Here is a 22638-nt window from a genome sequence, read left to right as displayed (position 1 = left end):
AAAGAGACGCCGTTTCAGACGGCCTTGAATCTATGTACACAAAACACCTGCAAAAAGCCGTCGACAGCATCGAAAAACAAACATTATACGTTGTCGCCACACCCATCGGCAATTTAGCCGACATAACGCTGCGCGCGCTGGCCGTGCTGCAAAAGGCCGACATAATCTGCGCCGAGGACACCCGTGTTACCGCCCAGCTTTTGAGTGCGTACGGCATTCAGGGCAAACTCGTGAGCGTGCGCGAACACAACGAGCAGCAAATGGCCAACAAAATCATCGCCTATCTTTCAGACGGCCTGAGCGTCGCCCAAGTTTCGGATGCGGGCACGCCAGCGGTATGCGATCCGGGTGCGAAACTTGCCGCCCGCGTGCGTGAAGCCGGATTTAAAGTAGTGCCTGTGGTCGGCGCAAGCGCGGTCATGGGGGCGTTGAGCGTGGCCGGTGTGACGGAATCCGATTTTTACTTCAATGGTTTCCTGCCGCCTAAGGCCGGCGAACGCCAAAAGCTGCTGGCCAAATGGGCGGAAGCCGATTTTCCGATTGTGATGTTTGAAACGCCGCACCGTATCGAAGCAAGCCTTGCGGATATGGCCGCGCAGTTCCCCGAACGCCGTTTGACTTTGGCGCGCGAAATCACCAAAACGTTTGAAACCTTCCTCAGCGGCACGGTTGCCGAAATCCAAGCCGCCCTCAAAAACGACAGCAACCAAACGCGCGGCGAGATGGTGCTGGTGTTGCACCCTTCGGTAAAAGAGAAACACAGCGATTTGCCTGAAGCGGCGCAAAACACCATGAAAATCCTTGCGGCCGAGTTGCCGACCAAACAAGCCGCCGAGCTTGCCGCCAAGATTACCGGCGAGAATAAAAAGGCGCTGTATGATTTGGCTTTGGAATGGAAAAAGCAGGGATAGTGGCTGATTGGCAAACTGTATATCAAAGGCCGTCTGAACAATGGATTTCAGACGGCCTTTTTTGATTGGATTTTAGAGGGTTTCAAATGGATCCGATAGGTTCAATACGCTTCTAAGTTTGCGTTTCAGACGGCCTGATTGTTTGGCAAACCTGCTTCAACGCTGCCATGCGCTGCGCAAATATTCGATGCAGTCGGTCAGGGCGTAAAACGGGGCGTTGCCGTGATTGGCGTTGGGGTAGAGGGTAAAGCGGACGTCTGCGCCGAGATGGTGCAAAGTGCCGGCAAGGATTTTGGCTTGTGCGACCATGCCGCGACTGGTTTGATCGGGACGGTTGTTTCTGCCTTCATGTTCGCCTGCGCCGAGGCGGATGCCGATTCCTTGCGGCAATGTGCCGGGCAACCAATCGAGTACGCGGCGGTCTTGCCACCAGATAGACGGCGACACCAGCAAATAATGGCGGAAGCGTTCGGGGCGGGTGAACAGGGAATAGAGGCCGTACAAGGCGCCGAACGAATGGCCGAAGACGGCTTGGTTTTGGGTATCGATGCGGTATTTGCCGTCGAGCAGGGCGGAGAGTTCGTCGTCGATAAAGCGGCTGAAGCGGTCGGCTTGGCCGTATTGTTTGCGTTCGGATTCGGGCGCGTTGTCGGGCAGCGGCGGCGTGTAGTCGAGTGCGCGTTGGCTTAAGTCGCGGATGGTGCCGCCGGTGTAGCCGATGCCGACAATCAGACAGGCGGCATGGCTTTTGGTGATGGGGTTGATGAGCAGGGATTGCGCCATATTGAGGATGGCGGGGAAAAAGGCATCCCCGTCAAGAATATACAGTACGGGATAGCCGCCTGCCGGACGCTCGCCGAGTGTCGCGGCTTGAATGCGGTAAGTGCGGCCGGTGTGGGCGGAAGTAAGGGCGGTTTCTTCGGCTTGCAGCAGGGTGGCGGCTTGCCAGTTAGGACGGATGGACATGATGGGGTGCTTTAATCAATGGTTGCTTAAGGGAAAAGGCCGTCTGAACAATGGTTTTCAGACGGCCTTATTGTACGGATTTCTGCCTTTTTAACAATACGCGCGATTAGCGTACGTCAACGTAGGAGCTGCTGTGCAGTTCGCGCAGGAGGTTGGTGGTCGCCTGTTGCGCTTTTTGTTGGGACAGGTATTGGCGGACGGCGTTTTGTTGGCGCTCTTCAGGCGTACCTGCTTCGCGGACGTCGTTCAGCTTGATGATGTGCCAGCCGAATTGGGTGCGGACAGGGGCGCTGATTTGGCCGGGTTTGAGTTTGTGGACGGCTTCTTCAAATGGGGCAACCATCATGCCGTCGGCAAACCAGCCCAAGTCGCCGCCGTTGCCGGCACTGCTGTCTTGCGAGTATTGGCGTGCCAAACCGCCGAAATCTGCGCCGCTGCGGGCTTGTGAGTAGATTTTGCGGATGGTGCTTTCTGCGCCGACGGCAGCATTGTCGTTGTCGGCTTTAATGAGGATGTGTTGGGCATGGTATTGGCGCACAGGGTCGGCTTCGGGCAGGGTGATGCCTTGTTGTTTGGCCTGCTCGATGTAGCGTGCCACTTCGGAGTCGCTCACACGGCTGTTTTGCATGATGGCCTGTTGGCGCACTTTTTCAACAATAATGCTGTCGGCGATGTCTTGACGGACGGCGGCAGACGGATTTTTGATGTTGGGATTGTGCGCGATGACAGCTTCGATTTCGCTATCGGTCGCTTGGATGTTGCGGCGTTTGCCGGCTTGGAGGATCAGGGATTGGTTGATCATTTGTGCCAAAACCTGTTGGCGCAGCTCGTTGGCGTCCATTTGTGTGCCTTTAGGCATGGTTTGACGCGCTTGCGCTACGGCTTGTGCGACTTGGCGGTGGGTAATGACTTCGTTGTCGACAACCGCGGCAATGCCGTCTGAAAGATGTACGCCGCTTTGTACGGCAGGCATGGTGGTGGCGCTGACGACTGGAGTTTTATTGGTACGCGCTTTGGTCGCTTTGGCTTTAGGAGCGGCGTGCGCGCCTGCTGCGAGTGTGAGTGCGGCGACAAGAATCAGGGGTTTGAAGTTCATTGTTTGACTACCTCGTTGGTTTTGCTGTAACCGGGGATGGCTAAGCGGAGTTTTTCGAATGGGTTGTTGCCGATATTGCTCAAGTCTTTGAGTTGGAGGTTGAAGAATACGGCGTTTTTGTGGCTGTTTTCGCCGGTAACATAGCGTTGGCCGACCAAGCTCGCGCTCCAGCAGCCGCAGTTGCTTTTGTATTCTGCACCGATGAGCATTTCCAGCGGTTTTTTGGCTTCTATTTCGTAGTTGTAACGGGCGACGGCGTATAGGTTTTTGCTCAACGGCCATTGGGCGGCAAGGTCGACTTGGCTGAGTTTGTCATAGAAATAGTCGCCGTTGGCTTGCAGATAGATGCGCTCGTTGCGTCCGTATTTGTAGCGCGCGCTTAAGACTTTGCCGGGTTCGGGGTTGTAGGCAATCCCTGCGGCGTAGCTTTCGGCACGGCTTTGGTTTTGGTTGTAGTGGATGTCCAAGTCGATGCGGATGCTCGGGGTAATGTTGCCGTGTGCAAAGGCTACCCAGTCGGACTGGCTGCGCGGATAACGGCTGACGCTGCCGTCAGGCAGGACGTTGTCGTTTTTGAAGTAGAACTTCTGGCCGATACCTGCACGGAAGAGTTCCGCACCGGTGTTGGGGTTGAGGATGCGGCTTTGTGTGGCCAGCGTCAGGCTGTTGGCAGAATTGATGCGGTCGTTGCCCGAATACAGGTTTTCGCGGAACAGCTGCGAATAGGTAAAGCTGTTTTCGGAGCTGTCAAAATTGGGCAGGTCGTTTTGGGACTTGGTCGGAATGTAGTTGTAAAACAGGCGTGGTTCGAGTGTTTGCAGGTATTCTCCGCCGAAGAGCCGGGCCCTGCGCTCGAAAGTCAGGCCGCTGTCGACGTTGATAATCGGCAGGACGCGGCTGACATTGCGGCCGCTTTGACCGTTGAAGCTGTTGAGGCTGTAATAAGTGGCGTGTACGCCGACTTTAGGTCGGATGTAGCCCCATTGGTTGTGGAAATCCCATTTGACGCTCGGGTAGAGTACCACGCGGCTGCCGTCTTGCTTGGTATCGTGGTCAAAACGGGTGAATTGGCCGAACACGTTGAGTTGCGCTTTGCCGAGATGGCTTTGCCAACGGCCGGTCAGGCGGGGCATGATGGCATAAGGTTCGTCTTTATAGCCGTCTTGGTTGGCCAGCGTTTGGTATTTTTGTACGCGCAACGAGCCGTCAAAGCTGCCGCCTAGCAGTTTGTCGCTGTAATTGAGCCATGCCTGACGGTCGAGGTTGACGTTGCGCGCGATGTCTTCGCGGCCGTAGAAGTCGCGGTAGTAATCGTCGTCGGAAACTTGGTTGTAGTTGATGCCGCCGCTGATTTTGCTGTTCAGCTGCTGCTGGTGTTTCCATTTGAACTGGTAGCGGTTGTTGTGGACGCTTTTTTGGTCGTTCGGCATCCAGTCGCCATCGACTTCGCCGCTGTAATTCGGTTGCAGATAACGGACTTGGCCGCCCAGTTGCACGCCGCGTTTGCTGATGATGCCCGGGCGGATGGTGGCATCCAAATTCGGCGCAAGGTTGAAGTAGTAGGGCAGGCTCAGCTCAAGGCCGTCTGAACCGGTGGCAATGGTCGGAACGAGCAGGCCGCTTTTGCGGTTGCCGTTGATGGGGAAGTCCGCCCAAGGCGTGTAGAGGACGGGTACGCCGCCGAATACCAGCGAAGCGTGTTTGGCCACGCCGATACCTGTCGATTCATCGGCTTCGATGCTTTGCGCTTGGATATACCAGCTGGCATCGCCGGGCGAACAGGTATTGAATTTGGTGTTGATGAGTTTGTAGAGGCCTTTACCTTTGAGTTCGGCTTTTTCGCTGACACTTTGAAGGCGGCGGCTGCCTTGCTCGGTATTGAGGCGCACGGCAGTGCCGGAACCGGTTTGGTTTTTGAGGTTGTAAACCAATTGGTCGCCGGATACGGTCGAACCGTTTTGATACAGGGTAAAGCGGTCGCCGGCGGTAACGGTATCGGCGGCTTGGTCGTATTGCGCCCAATCGGCGTTGAGAACATCGGCATTGCGCTCGACAATGACGTCGCCTTCGGCACGGACGCCGACTTGGGTCTGACCTTCTATTTTATCGGCGTTGACGCGGGTGTAATCGGCAGGCAGGGCAGGCTCGCCGCTGCGTTTGATTTCGGCGGTTTCGGCCGGCTTGGCATCTTTGTGGTCGCAAAACAGGCAAGTGCTGCCCAAGGAAAGCGGATCGGCTTCGCTTTGGCCGGTTTTTGCCGGTTTGGATGCGGCGGTGTGGGCAGGGGTATAGTCTTCCGCCTGCGGAACAGAAGCATCTTCCGCGCGCACGGCTGTTGCGCCAAAGCCCATAATTAAGGCGAGTACCAAGGGTTTGAGTGAAAATAAACGAGCCAAAATCGCCCCTTAAATCGGTTTGCCAGTTAGAATAGCGGTTATTGTAACCTGAAATTCTGCGATACCGCTATGCAACGACAAACCGAATTACAAAACTGGCTGGAGTCTGTTTACCCGAACCAGCCGTTCGAATTGAGCTTTGCGGCAGCCGATGCCGACTTCCGCCGTTATTTCCGCGCGACGTTTTCAGACGGCCAAACCGTCATCTGTATGGATGCGCCTCCTGAGAAGATGAGTGTTGCACCGTATTTGAAAGTGCAAAAATTGTTTAATATGGTCAATGTGCCGCAAGTGCTTCATGTGGATGAAGCATTGGGCTTTATGGTGTTGAACGATTTGGGCAACACCACATTCCTGACCGCCATGAATCAGGAAAACAGCGAAACCGCCCACAAAGCCCTGCTGCTCGAAGCCATCGACGAACTGATCGAGCTGCAAAAGGCCAGCCAGCCCGGCAAACTGCCGGAATACGACCGCGAAGTCATGCTGCGCGAGATTAACTTGTTCCCCGAATGGTTTGTGGCCAAAGAATTGGGCCGCGAGCTGACCTTCAAGCAACGCCAGTTGTGGCAGCAAACCGTCGATACGCTGCTGCCGCCCCTGTTGGCGCAGCCCAAAGTGTATGTCCACCGCGACTTTATCGTCCGCAACCTGATGCTGGCAAAAGGTCGCCCGGGCGTGTTGGACTTCCAAGACGCGCTTTACGGCCCGATTTCCTATGATTTGGTGTCGCTGCTGCGCGATGCGTTTATCGAATGGGAAGAAGAATTTGTATTGGACTTGGTCATCCGTTACTGGGAAAAAGCACGCGCTGCCGAGTTGCCTGTGCCTGCCGAGTTTGACGAGTTCTACCGTTGGTTTGAATGGATGGGCGTACAACGCCATTTGAAAGTGGCCGGTATTTTTGCCCGCCTGTACTACCGCGACGGCAAAGACAAATACCGCCCGGAAATCCCGCGCTTCTTGAACTACCTGCGCCGCGTATCCCGCCGTTACAACGATTTGGCGCCGCTTTATGCATTGCTGGTCGAATTGGTCGGCGATGACGAATTGGAAACAGGCTATACCTTCTAAGCTTGGTTTTTTAAGATTTGATTCCACTTTTCAGACGGCCTGATCAACAAAAGGCCGTCTGAAACCTTTACAGAACACATAAAAATGACTTACATGATTTACCCCAAAACCTACGACGTGATTGTCGTCGGCGGCGGCCATGCCGGTACCGAAGCCGCGCTTGCCGCCGCACGCATGGGTGCGCAAACCCTGCTGCTTTCGCACAACATCGAAACCCTCGGTCAAATGTCGTGCAACCCCTCCATCGGCGGCATCGGCAAAGGCCACCTTGTGCGCGAACTCGACGCATTGGGCGGCGCAATGGCGTTGGCCACCGACAAATCCGGTATCCAGTTCCGCCGCTTGAACGCCAGCAAAGGCGCGGCCGTGCGAGCCACGCGCGCGCAGGCCGACCGTATCCTATATAAAGCCGCCATCCGCGAAATGCTGGAAAACCAAGAAAATCTGGAGCTTTTCCAACAAGCCGTCGAAGACGTAACGCTCGACGGAGAACGCATCAGCGGCGTGGTCACCGCGATGGGCGTGGAGTTTAAAGCAAGCGCCGTCGTGTTGACCGCCGGCACGTTTTTGTCCGGCAAAATCCACATCGGTTTGGAAAACTACGAAGGCGGCCGCGCCGGCGATCCTGCCGCCAAATCCTTGGGCGGCCGTTTGCGCGAATTGAACCTGCCTCAAGGCCGTCTGAAAACCGGCACGCCGCCACGCATCGACGGACGCACGATTGACTTCTCCCAGCTTACCGAACAGCCCGGCGACACGCCTGTGCCCGTAATGTCCGTACGCGGCAGCGCCGATATGCACCCGCGCCAAGTGTCCTGCTGGATTACGCATACCAACACGCAAACCCACGACATCATCCGTTCAGGCTTCGACCGCAGCCCGATGTTTACCGGCAAAATCGAAGGCGTGGGTCCGCGTTATTGCCCGTCTATCGAAGACAAAATCAACCGCTTCGCCGACAAAGACAGCCACCAGATTTTCCTCGAACCCGAAGGCCTGACCACTAACGAATACTACCCCAACGGTATCTCCACCAGCCTGCCGTTCGATATCCAAATCGCGCTCGTGCGCAGCATGAAAGGCCTGGAAAACGCCCATATCCTGCGCCCCGGCTACGCCATCGAATACGACTACTTCGACCCGCGCAACCTCAAAGCCAGCCTCGAAACCAAAACCATCCAAGGCCTCTTCTTCGCCGGACAAATCAACGGCACGACCGGCTACGAAGAAGCCGCCGCACAAGGCCTGCTCGCAGGTGCGAACGCCGTGCAATACGTCCGCGAACAAGACCCGCTCCTGCTGCGCCGCGAACAAGCCTATCTCGGCGTATTGGTGGACGACCTCATCACCAAAGGCGTGAACGAACCCTACCGCATGTTCACCAGCCGCGCCGAATACCGCCTGCAACTCAGGGAAGACAACGCCGACATGCGCCTGACCGAAGACGGCTACAAAATCGGCTTGGTGGGCGAAGAACAATGGCGCATGTTCAACGAAAAACGCGAAGCCATCGAACGCGAAATCCAACGTTTGAAAACAACGTGGTACACGCCGCAAAAACTCGCCGAAGACGAGCAAATCCGCGTATTCGGCCAAAAACTCAGCCGCGAAGCCAACCTGCACGACCTCCTGCGCCGCCCGAACCTCGACTACGCCGCACTGATGACCCTGCCCGACGCACAACCTGAAACCGCACTTGCCGACAGCGTGGTCGAACAAGTAGAAATTCAAGTCAAATACCAAGGCTATATCGACCGCCAAAACGAAGAAATCGACAGCCGCCGCGACATTGAAACCTTAAAGCTGCCCGACGACATCGATTACAGCAAAGTCAAAGGTCTATCGGCAGAAGTGCAGCAAAAGCTCAACCAGCACAAACCCGAAACCGTCGGCCAAGCCAGCCGAATTTCCGGCGTAACCCCTGCGGCGGTGGCGTTGCTGATGGTGCATTTGAAACGCGGGTTTAAAGATGCCAAGTAAGGGTTAATTTGAATAAAGGCCGTCTGAAAGTCTCAGACGGCCTTTTTGAATTTTAAAGAGCAAAAACATAAAAACTGATGACAGGGTAAAATACGTTGCACAAAACCTATGACAGACAAAGGGATAATATGGAAACTCAAATTTTAGAAAAAACGTTTGATACACATGACGAATTTAACCGTAAGCCGATAGCCGAAAACATCATCAAGTTGCTGACATCGCCCATCGACCTTTCTCCTATGGTTATCGACGGTGGTTGGGGAACGGGCAAAACCGAATTTTGCCAAAAACTGATTCGGCTTATGCAGCAGCAACATCCCGATTACCAGCCTGTCTATATCGATGCCTTCCGTTCAGACCACAGCGGAGAGCCTCTGCTGGCATTGCTTGCTGAAATCATCAAAACCTGTACACCTGAAGATACCGACGGACAGCCGTCTGAAAAACGCAAAAATATTACGAGGAAAGTTGCAAGAGCAGCAGGATTCGTGATGAAAACCGTTGCTAAAGCAGCGGTTGGTCATGTCCTAAAGCAAAATTTGGAAGATTTAGAGGAAGGAATGAGCCAAATTATAAATGATGGGCAAGAAGCAAAAAATGCGGCAGCAACTGTAGCTGGCGCTGCCACCGCACTTGCCAGTCATTCCATTGATGTGACTATTGATGCAACCGTCGAAGCCTTATTGAAAGAGCAAATCGAAGCGGAAAAAAATCTGGAAACGCTCAAAGCCTGCCTGAAAGAATTGGCAGCGGACAAACCGATTATCCTGTTTATCGATGAACTCGATCGTTGCCGTCCCGATTATGCGGTTGATATGCTGGAAGTTATCAAGCATGTCTTTGATATTGAAAACGTCAAAGTCGTGCTGGTTACGAATACCAAGCAACTGCGCGCGGCGATTAATCATCGGTACGGCGCAGAGGTGGATGCGCAAAAATACTTGGATAAGTTTTTAAAATATAGCTTTGCCTTGCCAGAGAAGGTTGTGGCTCAGGTTGAGGCAGGATGGGCGTTGGTTTCAGTTGAATATTTCAAACAGTTGATACGGAATAGTCATATGGCTGATAAACTACGAGGTTTAATTGAAGAACATAATGAAACAATATATTTTATTAGCGATATGATAGAACGGAACAATATATCGCTTAGGGAAACGGAACGATTAGTCCGGTTTTTAGAGATATATTACTCTTTGAATGGTGAATTCAGTAGCGAAACTGTACGGAAAGATGCAATTATACGTTTTACAGGTGTATTTATTTTTTGTTTTTTTCCAAAAATAGCTAATAATCTTGATAAAGATCTAATATATGCTAGAGACTTTGCCCAATTATTTAACATTAATTCTTTAGAGTATTTTAATGAATGGAATATTGATTCTGCATTTACAACGGCAAACATACTTGCGGCAATGTTAATTCTATATGCAGCGAAGATGGGAGAATTAGTAAGTTATAAAGAAGAAAGTAAATATTCTAATTATGAAAGATTTCCTGATGAAGAAATGTGGAGAGAATGCATACGTAAGAAATTCTTCAACATAGAAAATGATTGTGAGTTTAGCGATGAGGCTGATGTTGTATCTGCCTTAAAAGATACTATCCAGATTTTAAATCTTGAAAAAAACTAAAGATAAAAAGACGTCTGAAACCCCAAAAATCAGGTTTCAGACGGCCTCTAATCATTTTAATAAACCGATAATTGTCCTATCGACGCCGTCTGAATTTCAATACGCCAAGCTCGGAGACAAAGTCGTTTAGGGGGATGTCGTGGGGTTCGGTCGGCAAGGTGTCGGTCAGTTGGCAGCCGAAGCCTACGCCCAGGGTTTGGGTTTGCAGGCGGTATTTCATGGCGGAGAGGGTGGCGTCGTAATAGCCGCCGGCTTGTCCGAGGCGGTAGCCGCGTTTGTCGATGCCGACGATGGGGACCAGCAATAGGCTGAGTTGGTGGACGCGGATTTTTTTGCCGGTGAATTGGGGGACGTGCAATTTGGCGCGGCCGCGTTTGCGTTCTTGTTTGGCGCCGTCGGCAGGGTAGGGGGTGAACCACATCCGCCGCGTGTGAGGTTCGATATAGGGCAGGTAGAGTTTTGCGCCGCGTTTTTGTGCGGCACGGACAAAGCCGTCCAATCGCAATTCCTTGCCCATCGGCCAATACACGCCGATTTTCCGTCCTTTTTTGATGTAGGGCTTGAGCAGGCGGTTGATGGTTTCGGTGGCGGCGTTACGCTCGTCGGCGCTCATTTGGGCGCGTGCGCGGCGGAACTGTTTGCGTAGTGCCGATTTTTCGGGATTCCTCATTTTCAGACGGCCTTTCGGGATTGCGGTAGAATGTTGCGATTATAACGATTTTGTTAACATTCAAACAGGACGCACACGATGTGGCACATTGTCGCCATCGGCTATCTTTTTGTTGCCGTGATGTTTTCCGCCGCGCAGCCGAGTATTGCGCGCGCGTTGATTTATTTGGTTTTTTGGGCAGTGTTACCCACTGTGTTTACGGTCTTTGTCGTGACCATCCGCCGCCGCAACCGCCTGATGAAACGGCAGGAGCAGGCGGAGTTTGAAGCGGCCCGCCAAAAGGCGGTACAAGCGGGTGAAAAACAGGACGGGAAGGTATAAAATCCCTTTTCAGACGGCCTCTTATCCGCTATAATCCGTCAGTTTTCCATTTCGGAAACACGCTTTTATTTTTTTAAAACTTATGCCCACTTTCGCCGAAGGGTGCTTGACAATAGGCGCCGCCTATCAAGTTCTATGCGATTGAATGTGTGCTCTTTAACCCTTTCAAGGAAATAACATGTCTCAAATTACTATGCGTCAGATGATTGAAGCCGGTGTTCACTTCGGTCACCAAACCCGTTTCTGGAACCCGAAAATGGCCCAATACATTTTCGGTGCGCGCAACAAAATCCATATCGTAAACTTGGAAAAAACCCTGCCGATGTTCCAAGAGGCGCAAGAAGCCGTACGCCGTCTGGTTGCCAACAAAGGTACAGTATTGTTCGTAGGTACCAAACGCCAAGCCCGCGACATCATCCGCGAAGAAGCTACCCGTGCCGGTATGCCTTTCGTTGATCACCGTTGGTTGGGCGGTATGCTGACCAACTACAAAACCGTTAAGCAATCCATCAAACGCCTGGAAGAAAAAACTGCTGCCCTGGAAAACGCTGCTGAAGGCGGTTTCAACAAAAAAGAAATTCTGGAAATGCAACGCGACGTTGAAAAACTGGAACGTTCTTTGGGCGGTATCAAAAACATGAAAGGCCTGCCTGACGCGATTTTCGTTATCGATACCGGCTACCAAAAAGGTACTCTGGTTGAGGCTGAAAAACTGGGCATCCCTGTTATCGCCGTAGTCGATACCAACAACAGCCCTGACGGCGTGAAATACGTTATCCCTGGTAACGATGACTCCGCCAAAGCCATCCGCCTGTACTGCCGCGGCATCGCCGACGCAGTTTTGGAAGGTAAAAACCAAGCGCTGCAAGAAACTGTAGCCGCTGCCCAAGAAGCTGCTGCCGAGTAATTCGGTACACGGAAGAGGGGCGTTATGCCCCTTTTCTCAAATCCCGTTCTGAAATCCGTTTCAGACGGCCACTATTTCCAAACACGGCAATGGCCGTGTTCCCAAAAATCTAGGAGATTCAAAATGGCAGAAATTACTGCAAAAATGGTTGCCGACCTGCGCGCCGCTACCGGCCTGGGCATGATGGAATGCAAAAAAGCCTTGGTTGAAGCCGAAGGCAACTTCGACAAAGCCGAAGAAATCCTGCGTATTAAATCCGGTGCGAAAGCCGGTAAACTAGCCGGCCGTACTGCTGCCGAAGGCGTATTGGCTTACGCGATCAACGGCAATGTCGGCGCATTGGTTGAAGTAAACTGCGAAACCGACTTCGTTGCCAAAGACGCGGGCTTCGTAGAATTTGCCAACTTCGTTGCTAAAACTGCTGCCGAGAAAAAACCGGCTTCTGTTGAAGAACTGAGCGAACTGGTTGAAGCAGAACGTAAAGCCATCATCGCTAAATTGGGCGAAAACATGTCTGTTCGCCGCTTCCAAGTGATCGACACTGCCAACCAACTGGTTGCCTACATCCACGGTGCTTTGGCTACCGAAGGCGTATTGGTTGAGTACAAAGGCTCTGAAGACGTAGCACGCAAAATCGGTATGCACATCGTTGCCGCCAAACCTCAATGCGTATCTGAAGCCGAAGTAGATGCCGAAACCATCGAAAAAGAACGCCACATCTACACCGAGCAAGCCATTGCTTCCGGCAAACCTGCCGAAATCGCCGCTAAAATGGTTGAAGGCCGTATCCGCAAATTCTTGGCTGAAATCACTCTGAACGGCCAAGCATTCGTGATGAACCCTGACCAAACTGTTGCCCAATTCGCTAAAGAAAACGGCACTGAAGTAATCAGCTTCGTACGCTACAAAGTAGGCGACGGTATCGAGAAAGCCGTTGTTGACTACGCGGCCGAAGTTGCTGCCGCTGCTAAAGTGTAAGGCACTTATGAAAAAGAAAGCACCTAGATTCCAAACGAATCAGGGTGCTTTTTTTTGAGAAAACCGTTTACGGTACCTAATTTAAGACGGCCGAATATTCAGGCCGTCTGAAAACCAAAACAATAATAAACCGACACACTCTATCATTAATATTCCGACCGTTTGAAAATTCAGACGGCCCGAACTCCGACCGACGACATTCAAGAAAGCAAGGTATCCCATGACACAGCAAATCAAATACAAACGCGTATTACTGAAACTCTCCGGCGAATCCCTGATGGGCTCTGATCCATTCGGCATCAATCACGATACCATCGTTCAAACTGTCGGCGAAATTGCCGAAATCGTGAGAATGGGCGTGCAAGTCGGTATCGTTGTCGGCGGCGGTAACATTTTCCGCGGCGTATCTGCACAAGCAGGCAGCATGGACCGCGCCACTGCCGACTACATGGGCATGATGGCAACCGTGATGAACGCGTTGGCACTCAAAGACGCATTTGAAACCTTGGGCATTAAAGCGCGCGTACAATCCGCACTGTCTATGCAGCAAATCGCTGAAACTTACGCCCGTCCTAAAGCCATTCAATATTTGGAAGAAGGCAAAGTCGTGATTTTTGCCGCCGGTACCGGTAATCCGTTCTTCACAACCGACACTGCCGCCGCATTGCGCGGTGCGGAAATGAACTGCGACGTGATGCTCAAAGCTACTAACGTGGACGGCGTATACACCGCAGACCCGAAAAAAGATCCATCGGCAACACGCTATGAAACCATTACTTTTGACGAAGCCTTGTTGAAAAACCTCAAAGTGATGGATGCCACCGCCTTCGCCCTCTGCCGCGAACGCAAACTCAATATCGTGGTTTTCGGTATTGCTAAAGAAGGCTCGCTCAAACGCGTGGTAACCGGCGAAAACGAAGGTACGCTGGTTCACTGCTAATCATTGAAAGGCCGTCTGAAACAGCCGAACGGGATACATTCGGCTTTCAGACGGCCTTTTATTTTCAGTCGGTTGCGTGGGCATTGGCTCATGGTTTGAAAAGGTTGAGAACTTGCTTGACCATAATGCCCAACCGACAATTCGATAGTAAAAGGATACCCCATGAATATCACCGTCTTGGCTGTCGGCACGAAAATGCCGCGTTGGGTCGATGAAGCCGTCGGCGAGTACGCCAAACGCTTCGGGCGCGATGTCAATTATGCGCTGAAAGAAATCAAGCCGGAAAAACGCGGCGCGGGTGTGAATGCGGCTCAGGGCATGGTGGCTGAAGAAAAACGCCTGCTGGAAGCCATACCACAGGGTGCATTTTTGGTGGTATTGGACGAACGCGGCAAAGCGCCGACTTCGGTCGAATTGGCGCAACATTTGAAAAGTTGGCAGCAAAACGGCGAACACGTCTGCTTTATTATCGGCGGCGCAGACGGCATGACCGACCGTTTGAAACAACAGGCAAACATGATGATGCGCCTTTCCAGCCTGACCCTGCCGCATGGCATGGTGCGCGTTTTGCTGACCGAGCAGCTTTATCGTGCCGTTTCGATTTTGCACAACCATCCTTATCATCGGGAATAATCCGTTTTGATTGCTGGGATAAAAAGGTAATGCCGCCTTGTCGGTTTGAAAGAAAATAGGGCAGGTCGGTTTAACGTGGGGTTGAACCTGCTTTCAGACGGCCTGATTTTTCCGCATGAATCCTTTATAATCGTTTCTTTGATAAATCAACATCTTTCGGGAGAACCCAAATGTCCGATTTCCGTCAAGACTTCCTCAAATTCGCTTTGGCACAAAACGTGTTGAAATTCGGCGAATTTACGACCAAGGCCGGCCGTCAGTCGCCTTATTTTTTCAATGCCGGTTTGTTCAATGACGGCGCATCGACTTTGCAGCTGGCGAAGTTTTACGCCGAAGCCATTATTGCCAGCGGCGTGAAGTTCGATATGCTGTTCGGCCCAGCCTATAAAGGCATTATTTTGGCGGCGGCGACAGCGATGATGTTGGCGGAAAAAGGCGTAAACGTACCGTTTGCCTACAACCGCAAAGAAGCCAAAGACCACGGCGAAGGCGGTGTGTTGGTAGGCGCGCCTTTGAAAGGCCGCGTGCTGATTATCGATGATGTGATTTCCGCCGGTACATCCGTGCGCGAGTCGGTCAAACTGATTGAGGCCGAAGGCGCAACGCCTGCCGCAGTGGCCATTGCGCTCGACCGCATGGAAAAAGGCACGGGCGAATTGTCGGCGGTGCAGGAAGTCGAAAAACAATACGGCCTGCCGGTGGTTTCGATTGCCAACCTGAACGACTTGTTCACGCTCTTGCAAAACAATGCCGAATTTGGCGGCTTCTTCGAGCCGGTCAAAGCCTATCGCGAACGTTACGGCGCGGTTTAAACCATAACATCATGCTCAGGTCGTCTGAAAACTGTTTCAGACGGCCTGAAACATTGGCTAAAATATATTTTTGATTCAATACACTTACGGAAAATACTCATGCCTGCTTGTTCTTGTCCTCATTGTAAAACACCGCATTGGGTGAAAGATGCCCAGTTGAACGTGGCGCAGGGTTTCGTGGTCTGCACGCGTTGTTCGGGGATGTTTAAGGCCAAGGATTATCTGTCGGGCAACCTGCCGGCCGATCCGGCCCATCTGCCTGTGGCGGTAACGGATGTGCGCCTCGTGCATAACATCGGCGCGCAAATCCTCAAGCATTCCAAACTCTCGCGCAAAGAAATTTCCGATTTGCTCAACAGCGCGCTCAAGGAAGAGCCTAAGGTGGAAGAGCAGGTAGCGGTCAAAACGCGCAAGGACGGGTTCAACTGGACGTTGGCATCGTTGATTGCGCTGACGGTTTTGATTATGCAACTCTTTTATCTTGCCCTGCTATGAGTAATATCGCCCATTTTGTCGCCAGCTTTCGCGAAGCCGCGCCCTATATCCAATATTTGCGCGGCAAAACCATGGTGGTCGGCGTGACCGACAGCCTGTTGGAAGGCGAAACCCTGATCCGTTTGGCCGCAGATTTGAACCTGTTGGCCAGCTTGGGCTTGCGTTTGGTCTTGGTGCACGGTTCGCGGCATTTGCTCGACAAATTGGCTTCGGGTCGGAATTTTGTTCCGAAATACAGCGGCAGCCGACGGATTACCGATGAAGCGACCCTGATGGAAGTGAAGCAGGTGGCGGGGATTATCCGCAGCGATGTTGAAGCAGCTTTGTTCAGCAGCGTATCTGCACAGCAACGGAGCAAGCCGCCGGTTATCGCGTGCGGCAACTTTATTACCGCCCGTCCGTTAGGCGTTATCGACGGCGTGGACATGGGCTATACCGGTACCGTCCGCAAAATCGACGCGGAAGAAATCCGTTTGCGCTTGGATAGCGGCGCCGTGGTGCTGATCAGTCCTTTGGGGCATTCGTACAGCGGCAAAACCTTTAATCTGAGTATGTGCGAAACCGCGCAGGAAGTGGCCATGGCTTTGCAGGCGGAGAAGCTGGTTTTCTTGACCGAAGAAGCCGGTATCCGCCGTGCCGACGGCTCGTTGGCCAATACTTTGTCTGTCGGTGAAGTGCGGGAACTGATACACGACAATCCCGATGCGCCGGCCGATTTGTTGCATGCGGCGGTAGGCGCGTTGGAAAACGGCGTATCGCGGGTGCAGATTCTCAACGGCCGCGAAGACGGCAGCCTGTTGCGCGAGCTGTTTACCCGAGAGGGCAGCGGTACGTCTATTGCCCGAGGGCCGTTTGTTTCCATCCGTCAGGCACGCAGCGACGACATTCCGCACATCATTGCCTTAATCCGTCCGTTGGCGGAACAAGGCATCTTGTTACACCGCAGCCGCGAGTATTTGGAAAACCATATTTCCAGTTTTTCCGTATTGGAACACGATCAAAACATTTACGGCTGCGTGGCGCTGAAAATCTTTGCCGAGCCGGACTGCGGCGAATTGGCCTGTCTGGTGGTGTCGCCCGAAGCGCGTGACGGCGGCTACGGCGAATTGCTGTTGGAACATTTATTCCAAAAAGCGCGCGCCTTAAATATCAAAACGCTTTTCGCCTTATCCACGCACACGGGCGAATGGTTTGTCGAACGGGGCTTTCAGACGGCCTCGGCCGATGACCTGCCTGCCGAACGCCGGCAGGAATACAATGCCAACGGCCGCAATTCCAAAGTATTTGTTTATGACTTGCAGGCCGTCTGAAAACTTCAATCCTATTATCCGTTTTTAAACATCACTCAAATCTTATGTTGAAAATCATCTCTGCCAACGTCAACGGCATCCGCTCCGCCTATAAAAAAGGTTTTTACGAATATATCGCCGCATCGGGCGCGGACATTGTCTGCGTGCAGGAACTGAAAGCTCAAGAAGCCGATCTGTCAGACGATATGAAAAATCCGCACGGTATGCACGGCTACTGGCATTGCGCCGAAAAGCGCGGTTACAGCGGCGTGGCGGTGTACAGCAAACGCAAACCTGACAATGTGCAAATCGGCATGGGCATTGAAGAATTTGACAGGGAAGGCCGTTTTGTCCGTTGCGATTTCGGCAAGTTGTCGGTAATTTCGCTGTATCTGCCCAGCGGCAGCAGCGCGGAAGAGCGCCAACAAGTGAAATACCGCTTTTTGGACGCGTTTTATCCCATGCTCGAAGCCATGAAAAACGAAGGGCGCGACATCGTCGTCTGCGGCGACTGGAATATTGCCCACCAAAACATCGACTTGAAAAACTGGAAGGGCAATCAGAAAAATTCGGGCTTCTTGCCAGAAGAGCGCGAATGGATAGGCAAAGTCATCCACAAGCTCGGTTGGACGGATATGTGGCGCACACTTTATCCCGATGTGCCGGGCTATACCTGGTGGAGCAACCGCGGACAAGCGTATGCGAAAGATGTCGGGTGGCGCATCGATTATCAGATGGTTACGCCGGAGTTGGCCGCCAAAGCCGTTTCCGCACATGTTTATAAAGATGAAAAATTCTCGGATCACGCCCCTTTAGTTGTGGAGTATGACTATGTTGCCGAATAAGTTTTTTGGTAAGTACGACTGGAATATAAACAGTAAAACCGGCGTAGGTGCGGTTTGGGTTGTGGCGGCATTTGTGCTGCCCATGCTGGTGTGGGCAATATTCATGCTGGCGCGGATGTCCGGTTGGGTTGCGCCGACCAAGGCCAATCCGACATGGGCGTTGGTATGGCTGCTGTTTTCCCTACCTTGCCTGCTGATTGCGGCCAAATGCTTTGCTTGGAAGGGCTGGCGGCTGATTGCCAACATCGTACTTTGTCTGGCGACTTGTGCCATTCTCAGCGTGCCTGCCGCCTTGTTGATCGCATTTACACTCAACGACTTGCTCAAATAGGCCGTCTGAAAATGCAGAGCTTCGAACTCGAAGAAATGGCTTTGTTTCTGATACGCGATGCGGATGAAGCGGAAATGTGGATAGACCGCTGGGCGGTCAGCTATCCGATTGTTCAAACTGCCGAAGCCGATAGTCGGCAAACCGTTTCCGAATGGCAACACGCCATTCAGACGGCCTTTGACCATATCGTCAGCAGAAATATTGCCGTCGTGGCTCATGGTGTTGGTGTGTCCGCATTTTTGGCATGGCTGTATCAAGCCGACATCCTGACGCAAAAACGCCTGACCAATATTATTTTGGTCTCGCCGCGTCCCGAAGCTTTTCCCGAAGACGAAATCCATACGTTCCAACGCGTCCGTTGCCCTTGCCGTACGGCGTTGGTCATCGCTGAAACAAACGGTACGCCACGCGATTGGGCGCAAGAACAGGCCGACCGCTGGCAGGCGCGCCTGCTTCAATCGCCGCATTCCGGCCGGTTAAACGGCGCACTCGGCGGTTGGCAATGGGGCATGAAGCTGATGCAGGAAATGTTGTTGAGTAAGTAGTGTAGCAATATCTATTAATATTAATAAACGAAGGCCGTCTGAAACCGATATGTATTTCAGACGGCCTTTATAAAGGTTGAAATAAAACTAAACACATTTTTTCACTCAAATCGAACACACCTCCAACAAAATGCCATAAAATCCGCCCATTGATTTGAATGTAAAGAGATACCTATGAAACTGAAAACCTTAGCCTTGACTTCATTGACCCTGTTGGCATTGGCCGCTTGCGGCAAACAGGCGGAAACCAGCGTTCCGGCAGACAGCGCCCAAAGCAACACATCCGCTCCGGCAGCCCCTGCCGCATTGACTGAAGGTGTCAATTACACCGTCTTGTCCAACCCGATTCCGCAACAGCAGGCCGGCAAAATCGAAGTATTGGAATTCTTCGGCTACTTCTGCCCGCATTGTGCCCATTTGGAGCCGGTTTTGAGCGAACACATCAAAACGTTTAAAGACGATACCTATATGCGCCGGGAGCATGTTGTGTGGGGTGATGAAATGAAACCTTTGGCACGTTTGGCGGCCGCAGTGGAAATGGCCGGTGAATCAGATAAAGCCAACAGCCATATTTTCGATGCGATGGTTAACCAAAAAATCAACTTGGCCGATACCGATACCCTGAAAAAATGGTTGTCCGAGCAAACTGCGTTTGACGGCAAAAAAGTATTGGCTGCATTTGAAGCGCCCGAAAGCCAAGCACGTGCGGCTCAAATGGAAGAATTGACCAATAAATTCCAAATCAGCGGCACACCGACCGTGATCGTCGGCGGCAAATACCAAGTCGAATTTAAAGACTGGCAGTCCGGCATGACCACGATTGACCAGTTGGTGGACAAAGTACGCGAAGAGCAGAAAAAACCGCAATAAGTTGAAGGCTGAATGAGTAAAGGTTTTGCATCCCTTATCTCTTTTTCCTTTACTGTGCTGAAAGATCCAAATTATGTGTGATTACTGTTCTGACCTGCGATCTACTGTTCGTATCAGGGTTCCGAAAGAATTATCGCAAATGTTACTGCGAGCCTCTGATCGTTTAGCAGACGGCACGCTCATCGACATTACCCCAGCCTACGGCAAAGTTTATGGTCCCAGCCTTGATTTTGCTAAAACCATTGCCAATAGCGGTTACATTACCCATACTGATTCTCAGGGTAATCGTGACATATATGGTTGGAACGATTTCGTGGTACATTATTTTCAATGTACGCACTGCAATGCCGTTTTCAGGCTTGATGCCGAAACCTACCATGGTAGTGGTGGCCAATGGGAAATGTTGGAAGAGGCATCGGTACGCTATGAAAATCCTTAAAAGGAATAGATTTCATAGTTATATGTGAATAGTAATTCTTGCTAGAGTAAAAATAAAAACGCCGTCTGAAACTTTTCAGACGGCGTTTTCTGTCAAATTAGCTTACAAACCTGGGAACATGCCTTTCATTCCCTTCATGCCTTTGGCCAAACGCATCAGTTTGCCCAAACCGTTGCCGCTGAACATCTTCATCATTTGTTGCATTTGTTCAAACTGTTTGAGTAATTTGTTCACTTCCTGCACGGTCGTGCCCGCACCCACCGCAATACGGCGTTTGCGGCTGGCTTTGAGCAGGGCAGGGTTGGCACGTTCTTTTGGAGTCATCGAGTTGATGATGGCTTCTACTTTGCCCATCGCTTTTTCAGCCGTTCCTTCGGGGATTTGTTTCGAGATTTGACCCAGTTCGCCCGGCATTTTCGACATCAGGTTTTCCAAGCCGCCCATATTGCGCATTTGCTGAATTTGTTCTTTAAAGTCGTTGAGGTCAAAGCCTTTGCCTTTTTGCAGCTTTTTCGCCATTTTGGCGGCGGCTTCTTCATCAATACCTTTTTGAACATCTTCAATCAGGGTCAATACGTCGCCCATGCCGAGGATACGGCTGGCAAGACGGTCGGGGTGGAAAGGCTCGAGGCCGTTGATTTTTTCGCCGACACCGATAAATTTAATCGGTTTGCCGGTCACATGGCGTACGGACAATGCCGCACCGCCGCGCGAGTCGCCGTCCATCTTGGTCAATACGACACCGGTCAGTGGCAGGGCTTCATTAAATGCCTGAGCAGTGTTCACAGCATCCTGACCCAGCATGGCATCGATAACGAACAAAGTTTCAACCGGGTTGACCGCCGCATGAAGCGCTTTGATTTCGTTCATCATCTCTTCATCGATTGCCAGGCGGCCGGCGGTATCGACCATCAATACATCGTAAAAATGTTTTTTGGCGTAATCGACGGCAGCAGTTGCAATTTCAACTGGTTTTTGGTTGGTATCGGATGGGAAAAAGTCCACGCCGACCTGTTCGGCCAACAGACGCAGCTGTTCAATTGCGGCAGGGCGGTAAACGTCGGCAGATACCACCAAAACTTTTTTCTTCTGATCATTTTTCAGTAGGCGCGCGAGTTTGCCGACGGTTGTTGTCTTACCGGCACCCTGCAAACCGGCCATTAAAACGATGGCAGGCGGTGAAACCGACAAATCCAGCGTTTTGTTTTCCTTGCCCATCAGTTCGACTAAGGCTTGGTTGACCACGCCGATAAAGGCTTGGTCAGGTGTCAGGCTGCCGACGACTTCTTGACCGAGGGCCTGTTCTTTGACTGTGTTGACGAATTCTTTAACGACGGGCAATGCAACGTCGGCTTCCAGCAGGGCAAGACGAACCTCGCGCAAGGCTTCTTTAATATTGTCTTCGGTCAGCGTTGATTGGCCGCGAATATTTTTAAGTACCTTGCTGAAGCGGTTGGTCAGGTTGTCTAACATACTTATCCTTGATAATGAGAATAGCTGCCCAATACAGGGCATTCTTTGTTAAAATAAAATTGGGATTATTTTACACGATAGTCCGAAGTTATGCTTCAAGAACACAAACACGCACAGGCCGTCTGAAACCCTGCCGGCCGTACGTCAAGTGTTCATAGTATCTATTGAGAAAGATATTTATGCCGATTGTCTTAATCTGCCTGATGCTGGTGTATGCCGGATTGGGCGCATTTTCCTGGTTGCAACATAAAAAGCACAATAATAAATCTTACCCGCTGAAAACCGAGCTGCTGATTTTGAGCGGCGCATTATTGGTACATGGCGCAGCATTGATGTTCCCGGTATTGCAGGATAGGGTATTGATTACCGGTTTCGGCTATTCGCTCAGTCTGATAGTCTGGCTGATGCTGATGATGTACTGCTTGGGCAGCTTCTTTTATTGTCTGCGCGGTGTGCAACTCCTATTGTATCCCTGTGCCGCATTGACCTTATTGCTGGGTTTCCTTTTCCCGGGAGATTTCACAGGCCGTCAAATCGTAGACTTATTGCCGCTGTCGCACATTGCATCATCATTGCTCGCATACGGATTGTTTGGCATCGTTACCTTATTTGCCATCCTAATCCTTTTAATCAACCGTAATTTGCACAAACGCCGTTTTTCCGCATTGGTCAGCTTCTTGCCGCCTTTATTGAGTTTGGAGAAACTTATGTTCCAAGGTATTTGGGCAGGTTTCATTTTATTGACCTATTCCGTTATCAGCGGTACGTTTTTTGCAGAAGCTGTTTTCGGCAAACCCATGACCTTCACGCATAAAACCATCTTCAGTATTATGTCGTGGCTGATTTATGGCGCATTATTGTTGAAACACAGCATGACCGCATGGCGGGGTAAAAAAGCTGCCGTTTGGACTATTGTCGGATTTGTCAGTCTGATTTTTGCCTATATAGGCAGTAAATTTGTCTTAGAAATTATCCTGCACCGTATTGGATAAATAGAAACCATACAAAAAGGCCGTCTGAAATACTCTTTCAGACG

23 protein-coding genes are annotated in these 22638 nt (G+C 51.6%); 18 read left to right on the top strand and 5 right to left on the bottom strand.

Annotated features, from left to right (window positions below; all coding sequences use genetic code 11):
• Positions 1-32 precede the first annotated feature (32 nt).
• A complete protein-coding gene (rsmI, locus tag HMPREF2711_RS00765; RefSeq protein ID WP_070615172.1) occupies positions 33-911 on the top strand; it encodes a 16S rRNA (cytidine(1402)-2'-O)-methyltransferase in 879 nt (292 codons plus the stop codon).
• A gap of 156 nt (positions 912-1067) precedes the next feature.
• Here the strand turns inward: rsmI and HMPREF2711_RS00760 are convergent, their stop codons facing one another.
• From HMPREF2711_RS00760 to HMPREF2711_RS00750, 3 genes are all read right to left on the bottom strand, one after another.
• Complete coding sequence (locus tag HMPREF2711_RS00760; protein ID WP_070615168.1) at positions 1068-1877, bottom strand: alpha/beta hydrolase; 810 nt, start codon at positions 1875-1877, stop codon at positions 1068-1070.
• Between the two features lie 106 nt (positions 1878-1983).
• Positions 1984-2973 carry a peptidylprolyl isomerase gene (locus tag HMPREF2711_RS00755; protein WP_070615165.1) on the bottom strand — a complete coding sequence of 330 codons (990 nt, stop codon included), beginning with the start codon at positions 2971-2973 and terminating at the stop codon, positions 1984-1986.
• Entirely contained in the window at positions 2970-5369 is a 2400-nt protein-coding gene (locus HMPREF2711_RS00750) for an LPS-assembly protein LptD (RefSeq protein WP_349267253.1), read from the bottom strand. The genes HMPREF2711_RS00755 and HMPREF2711_RS00750 overlap by 4 nt, the downstream gene beginning before the upstream one ends.
• Before the next feature lie 69 nt (positions 5370-5438).
• On the opposite strand from HMPREF2711_RS00750, the gene amgK reads away from it, so the two are divergent.
• The 3 genes from amgK to HMPREF2711_RS00735 all read left to right on the top strand — a co-directional run bounded on the left by amgK (position 5439) and on the right by HMPREF2711_RS00735 (position 10054).
• Positions 5439-6443 carry an N-acetylmuramate/N-acetylglucosamine kinase AmgK gene (amgK, locus tag HMPREF2711_RS00745; RefSeq protein ID WP_003749406.1) on the top strand — a complete coding sequence of 335 codons (1005 nt, stop codon included), beginning with the start codon at positions 5439-5441 and terminating at the stop codon, positions 6441-6443.
• 84 nt (positions 6444-6527) lie between these two features.
• The gene (mnmG, locus tag HMPREF2711_RS00740; RefSeq protein WP_070615161.1) at positions 6528-8423 is read left to right on the top strand and encodes a tRNA uridine-5-carboxymethylaminomethyl(34) synthesis enzyme MnmG; all 1896 of its coding nucleotides are present in this window, start codon (positions 6528-6530) and stop codon (positions 8421-8423) included.
• 128 nt (positions 8424-8551) lie between these two features.
• Complete coding sequence (locus tag HMPREF2711_RS00735) at positions 8552-10054, top strand: KAP family P-loop NTPase fold protein (protein WP_003749410.1); 1503 nt, start codon at positions 8552-8554, stop codon at positions 10052-10054.
• A gap of 76 nt (positions 10055-10130) precedes the next feature.
• Here the strand turns inward: HMPREF2711_RS00735 and HMPREF2711_RS00730 are convergent, their stop codons facing one another.
• Positions 10131-10724, bottom strand: coding sequence for a 5-formyltetrahydrofolate cyclo-ligase (locus tag HMPREF2711_RS00730; protein WP_003749412.1), 594 nt, complete (start codon positions 10722-10724; stop codon positions 10131-10133).
• Between the two features lie 78 nt (positions 10725-10802).
• Here HMPREF2711_RS00730 and HMPREF2711_RS00725 point away from each other — a divergent pair, with 78 nt between their 5' ends.
• The 13 genes from HMPREF2711_RS00725 to HMPREF2711_RS00665 all read left to right on the top strand — a co-directional run bounded on the left by HMPREF2711_RS00725 (position 10803) and on the right by HMPREF2711_RS00665 (position 20129).
• Positions 10803-11045, top strand: coding sequence for a hypothetical protein (locus HMPREF2711_RS00725; RefSeq protein ID WP_003749415.1), 243 nt, complete (start codon positions 10803-10805; stop codon positions 11043-11045).
• A gap of 178 nt (positions 11046-11223) precedes the next feature.
• A complete protein-coding gene (gene rpsB, locus HMPREF2711_RS00720) occupies positions 11224-11952 on the top strand; it encodes a 30S ribosomal protein S2 (protein ID WP_002258397.1) in 729 nt (242 codons plus the stop codon).
• Positions 11953-12075: 123 nt separating this feature from the next.
• Positions 12076-12930 carry a translation elongation factor Ts gene (gene tsf, locus HMPREF2711_RS00715; protein ID WP_003749417.1) on the top strand — a complete coding sequence of 285 codons (855 nt, stop codon included), beginning with the start codon at positions 12076-12078 and terminating at the stop codon, positions 12928-12930.
• Between the two features lie 220 nt (positions 12931-13150).
• Positions 13151-13870, top strand: a complete 720-nt coding sequence (gene pyrH, locus HMPREF2711_RS00710) for a UMP kinase (protein WP_003708812.1) — start codon at positions 13151-13153, stop codon at positions 13868-13870.
• A 162-nt stretch (positions 13871-14032) separates the two neighbouring features.
• On the top strand, positions 14033-14503 hold the full coding sequence (gene rlmH / locus HMPREF2711_RS00705; RefSeq protein WP_003749419.1) for a 23S rRNA (pseudouridine(1915)-N(3))-methyltransferase RlmH: 471 nt from the start codon (positions 14033-14035) through the stop codon (positions 14501-14503).
• Between the two features lie 170 nt (positions 14504-14673).
• A complete protein-coding gene (gene pyrE / locus HMPREF2711_RS00700; RefSeq protein WP_003682682.1) occupies positions 14674-15315 on the top strand; it encodes an orotate phosphoribosyltransferase in 642 nt (213 codons plus the stop codon).
• 99 nt (positions 15316-15414) lie between these two features.
• On the top strand, positions 15415-15810 hold the full coding sequence (locus HMPREF2711_RS00695; protein WP_003749421.1) for an MJ0042-type zinc finger domain-containing protein: 396 nt from the start codon (positions 15415-15417) through the stop codon (positions 15808-15810).
• Positions 15807-17120 (top strand): amino-acid N-acetyltransferase, encoded by a 1314-nt coding sequence (argA, locus tag HMPREF2711_RS00690; protein WP_003749422.1) that lies wholly within the window; start codon positions 15807-15809, stop codon positions 17118-17120. Before HMPREF2711_RS00695 ends, argA begins: the two co-directional genes overlap by 4 nt.
• A 44-nt stretch (positions 17121-17164) precedes the next feature.
• Positions 17165-17944 (top strand): exodeoxyribonuclease III, encoded by a 780-nt coding sequence (locus tag HMPREF2711_RS00685; protein WP_003684015.1) that lies wholly within the window; start codon positions 17165-17167, stop codon positions 17942-17944.
• Positions 17931-18275 carry a hypothetical protein gene (locus HMPREF2711_RS00680; RefSeq protein ID WP_003749424.1) on the top strand — a complete coding sequence of 115 codons (345 nt, stop codon included), beginning with the start codon at positions 17931-17933 and terminating at the stop codon, positions 18273-18275. The genes HMPREF2711_RS00685 and HMPREF2711_RS00680 overlap by 14 nt, the downstream gene beginning before the upstream one ends.
• An 11-nt stretch (positions 18276-18286) precedes the next feature.
• Positions 18287-18820: an alpha/beta hydrolase gene (locus HMPREF2711_RS00675; RefSeq protein WP_003749426.1), complete on the top strand. Its 534-nt coding sequence runs from the start codon at positions 18287-18289 to the stop codon at positions 18818-18820.
• A 174-nt stretch (positions 18821-18994) separates the two neighbouring features.
• Positions 18995-19690 carry a thiol:disulfide interchange protein DsbA/DsbL gene (locus tag HMPREF2711_RS00670; protein WP_003749428.1) on the top strand — a complete coding sequence of 232 codons (696 nt, stop codon included), beginning with the start codon at positions 18995-18997 and terminating at the stop codon, positions 19688-19690.
• Between the two features lie 139 nt (positions 19691-19829).
• Entirely contained in the window at positions 19830-20129 is a 300-nt protein-coding gene (locus HMPREF2711_RS00665) for a hypothetical protein (protein WP_003749429.1), read from the top strand.
• A 102-nt stretch (positions 20130-20231) separates the two neighbouring features.
• Here HMPREF2711_RS00665 and ffh read toward each other — a convergent pair whose 3' ends face one another.
• Complete coding sequence (ffh, locus tag HMPREF2711_RS00660; protein ID WP_003749431.1) at positions 20232-21602, bottom strand: signal recognition particle protein; 1371 nt, start codon at positions 21600-21602, stop codon at positions 20232-20234.
• Positions 21603-21781: 179 nt separating this feature from the next.
• Between ffh and ccsA the strand changes: the two genes are divergently transcribed.
• Positions 21782-22594, top strand: a complete 813-nt coding sequence (gene ccsA, locus HMPREF2711_RS00655; RefSeq protein WP_003749434.1) for a cytochrome C assembly family protein — start codon at positions 21782-21784, stop codon at positions 22592-22594.
• Positions 22595-22638 lie beyond the last annotated feature (44 nt).

The sequence above is a fragment of the Neisseria sp. HMSC070A01 genome, from assembly GCF_001810165.1.
Classification (GTDB): Bacteria; Pseudomonadota; Gammaproteobacteria; order Burkholderiales; family Neisseriaceae; genus Neisseria.
This window is presented reverse-complemented; position numbering and strand designations above follow the sequence as displayed.

What these genes read in the sequence shown, in the direction of transcription:
- amgK (WP_003749406.1), top strand. Translation starts at nt 5,439, where the DNA reads ATGCAACGACAAACCGAATTACAAAACTGGCTGGAGTCTGTTTACCCG.
- rpsB (WP_002258397.1), top strand. Translation starts at nt 11,224, where the DNA reads ATGTCTCAAATTACTATGCGTCAGATGATTGAAGCCGGTGTTCACTTC.
- argA (WP_003749422.1), top strand. Translation starts at nt 15,807, where the DNA reads ATGAGTAATATCGCCCATTTTGTCGCCAGCTTTCGCGAAGCCGCGCCC.
- HMPREF2711_RS00730 (WP_003749412.1), bottom strand. Translation starts at nt 10,724, where the DNA reads ATGAGGAATCCCGAAAAATCGGCACTACGCAAACAGTTCCGCCGCGCA.
- pyrH (WP_003708812.1), top strand. Translation starts at nt 13,151, where the DNA reads ATGACACAGCAAATCAAATACAAACGCGTATTACTGAAACTCTCCGGC.
- HMPREF2711_RS00670 (WP_003749428.1), top strand. Translation starts at nt 18,995, where the DNA reads ATGAAACTGAAAACCTTAGCCTTGACTTCATTGACCCTGTTGGCATTG.
- tsf (WP_003749417.1), top strand. Translation starts at nt 12,076, where the DNA reads ATGGCAGAAATTACTGCAAAAATGGTTGCCGACCTGCGCGCCGCTACC.
- HMPREF2711_RS00735 (WP_003749410.1), top strand. Translation starts at nt 8,552, where the DNA reads ATGGAAACTCAAATTTTAGAAAAAACGTTTGATACACATGACGAATTT.
- HMPREF2711_RS00695 (WP_003749421.1), top strand. Translation starts at nt 15,415, where the DNA reads ATGCCTGCTTGTTCTTGTCCTCATTGTAAAACACCGCATTGGGTGAAA.
- HMPREF2711_RS00680 (WP_003749424.1), top strand. Translation starts at nt 17,931, where the DNA reads ATGTTGCCGAATAAGTTTTTTGGTAAGTACGACTGGAATATAAACAGT.
- HMPREF2711_RS00685 (WP_003684015.1), top strand. Translation starts at nt 17,165, where the DNA reads ATGTTGAAAATCATCTCTGCCAACGTCAACGGCATCCGCTCCGCCTAT.
- rlmH (WP_003749419.1), top strand. Translation starts at nt 14,033, where the DNA reads ATGAATATCACCGTCTTGGCTGTCGGCACGAAAATGCCGCGTTGGGTC.
- HMPREF2711_RS00760 (WP_070615168.1), bottom strand. Translation starts at nt 1,877, where the DNA reads ATGTCCATCCGTCCTAACTGGCAAGCCGCCACCCTGCTGCAAGCCGAA.
- mnmG (WP_070615161.1), top strand. Translation starts at nt 6,528, where the DNA reads ATGACTTACATGATTTACCCCAAAACCTACGACGTGATTGTCGTCGGC.
- ccsA (WP_003749434.1), top strand. Translation starts at nt 21,782, where the DNA reads ATGCCGATTGTCTTAATCTGCCTGATGCTGGTGTATGCCGGATTGGGC.
- pyrE (WP_003682682.1), top strand. Translation starts at nt 14,674, where the DNA reads ATGTCCGATTTCCGTCAAGACTTCCTCAAATTCGCTTTGGCACAAAAC.
- ffh (WP_003749431.1), bottom strand. Translation starts at nt 21,602, where the DNA reads ATGTTAGACAACCTGACCAACCGCTTCAGCAAGGTACTTAAAAATATT.
- HMPREF2711_RS00665 (WP_003749429.1), top strand. Translation starts at nt 19,830, where the DNA reads ATGTTACTGCGAGCCTCTGATCGTTTAGCAGACGGCACGCTCATCGAC.
- HMPREF2711_RS00725 (WP_003749415.1), top strand. Translation starts at nt 10,803, where the DNA reads ATGTGGCACATTGTCGCCATCGGCTATCTTTTTGTTGCCGTGATGTTT.
- rsmI (WP_070615172.1), top strand. Translation starts at nt 33, where the DNA reads ATGTACACAAAACACCTGCAAAAAGCCGTCGACAGCATCGAAAAACAA.
- HMPREF2711_RS00755 (WP_070615165.1), bottom strand. Translation starts at nt 2,973, where the DNA reads ATGAACTTCAAACCCCTGATTCTTGTCGCCGCACTCACACTCGCAGCA.
- HMPREF2711_RS00675 (WP_003749426.1), top strand. Translation starts at nt 18,287, where the DNA reads ATGCAGAGCTTCGAACTCGAAGAAATGGCTTTGTTTCTGATACGCGAT.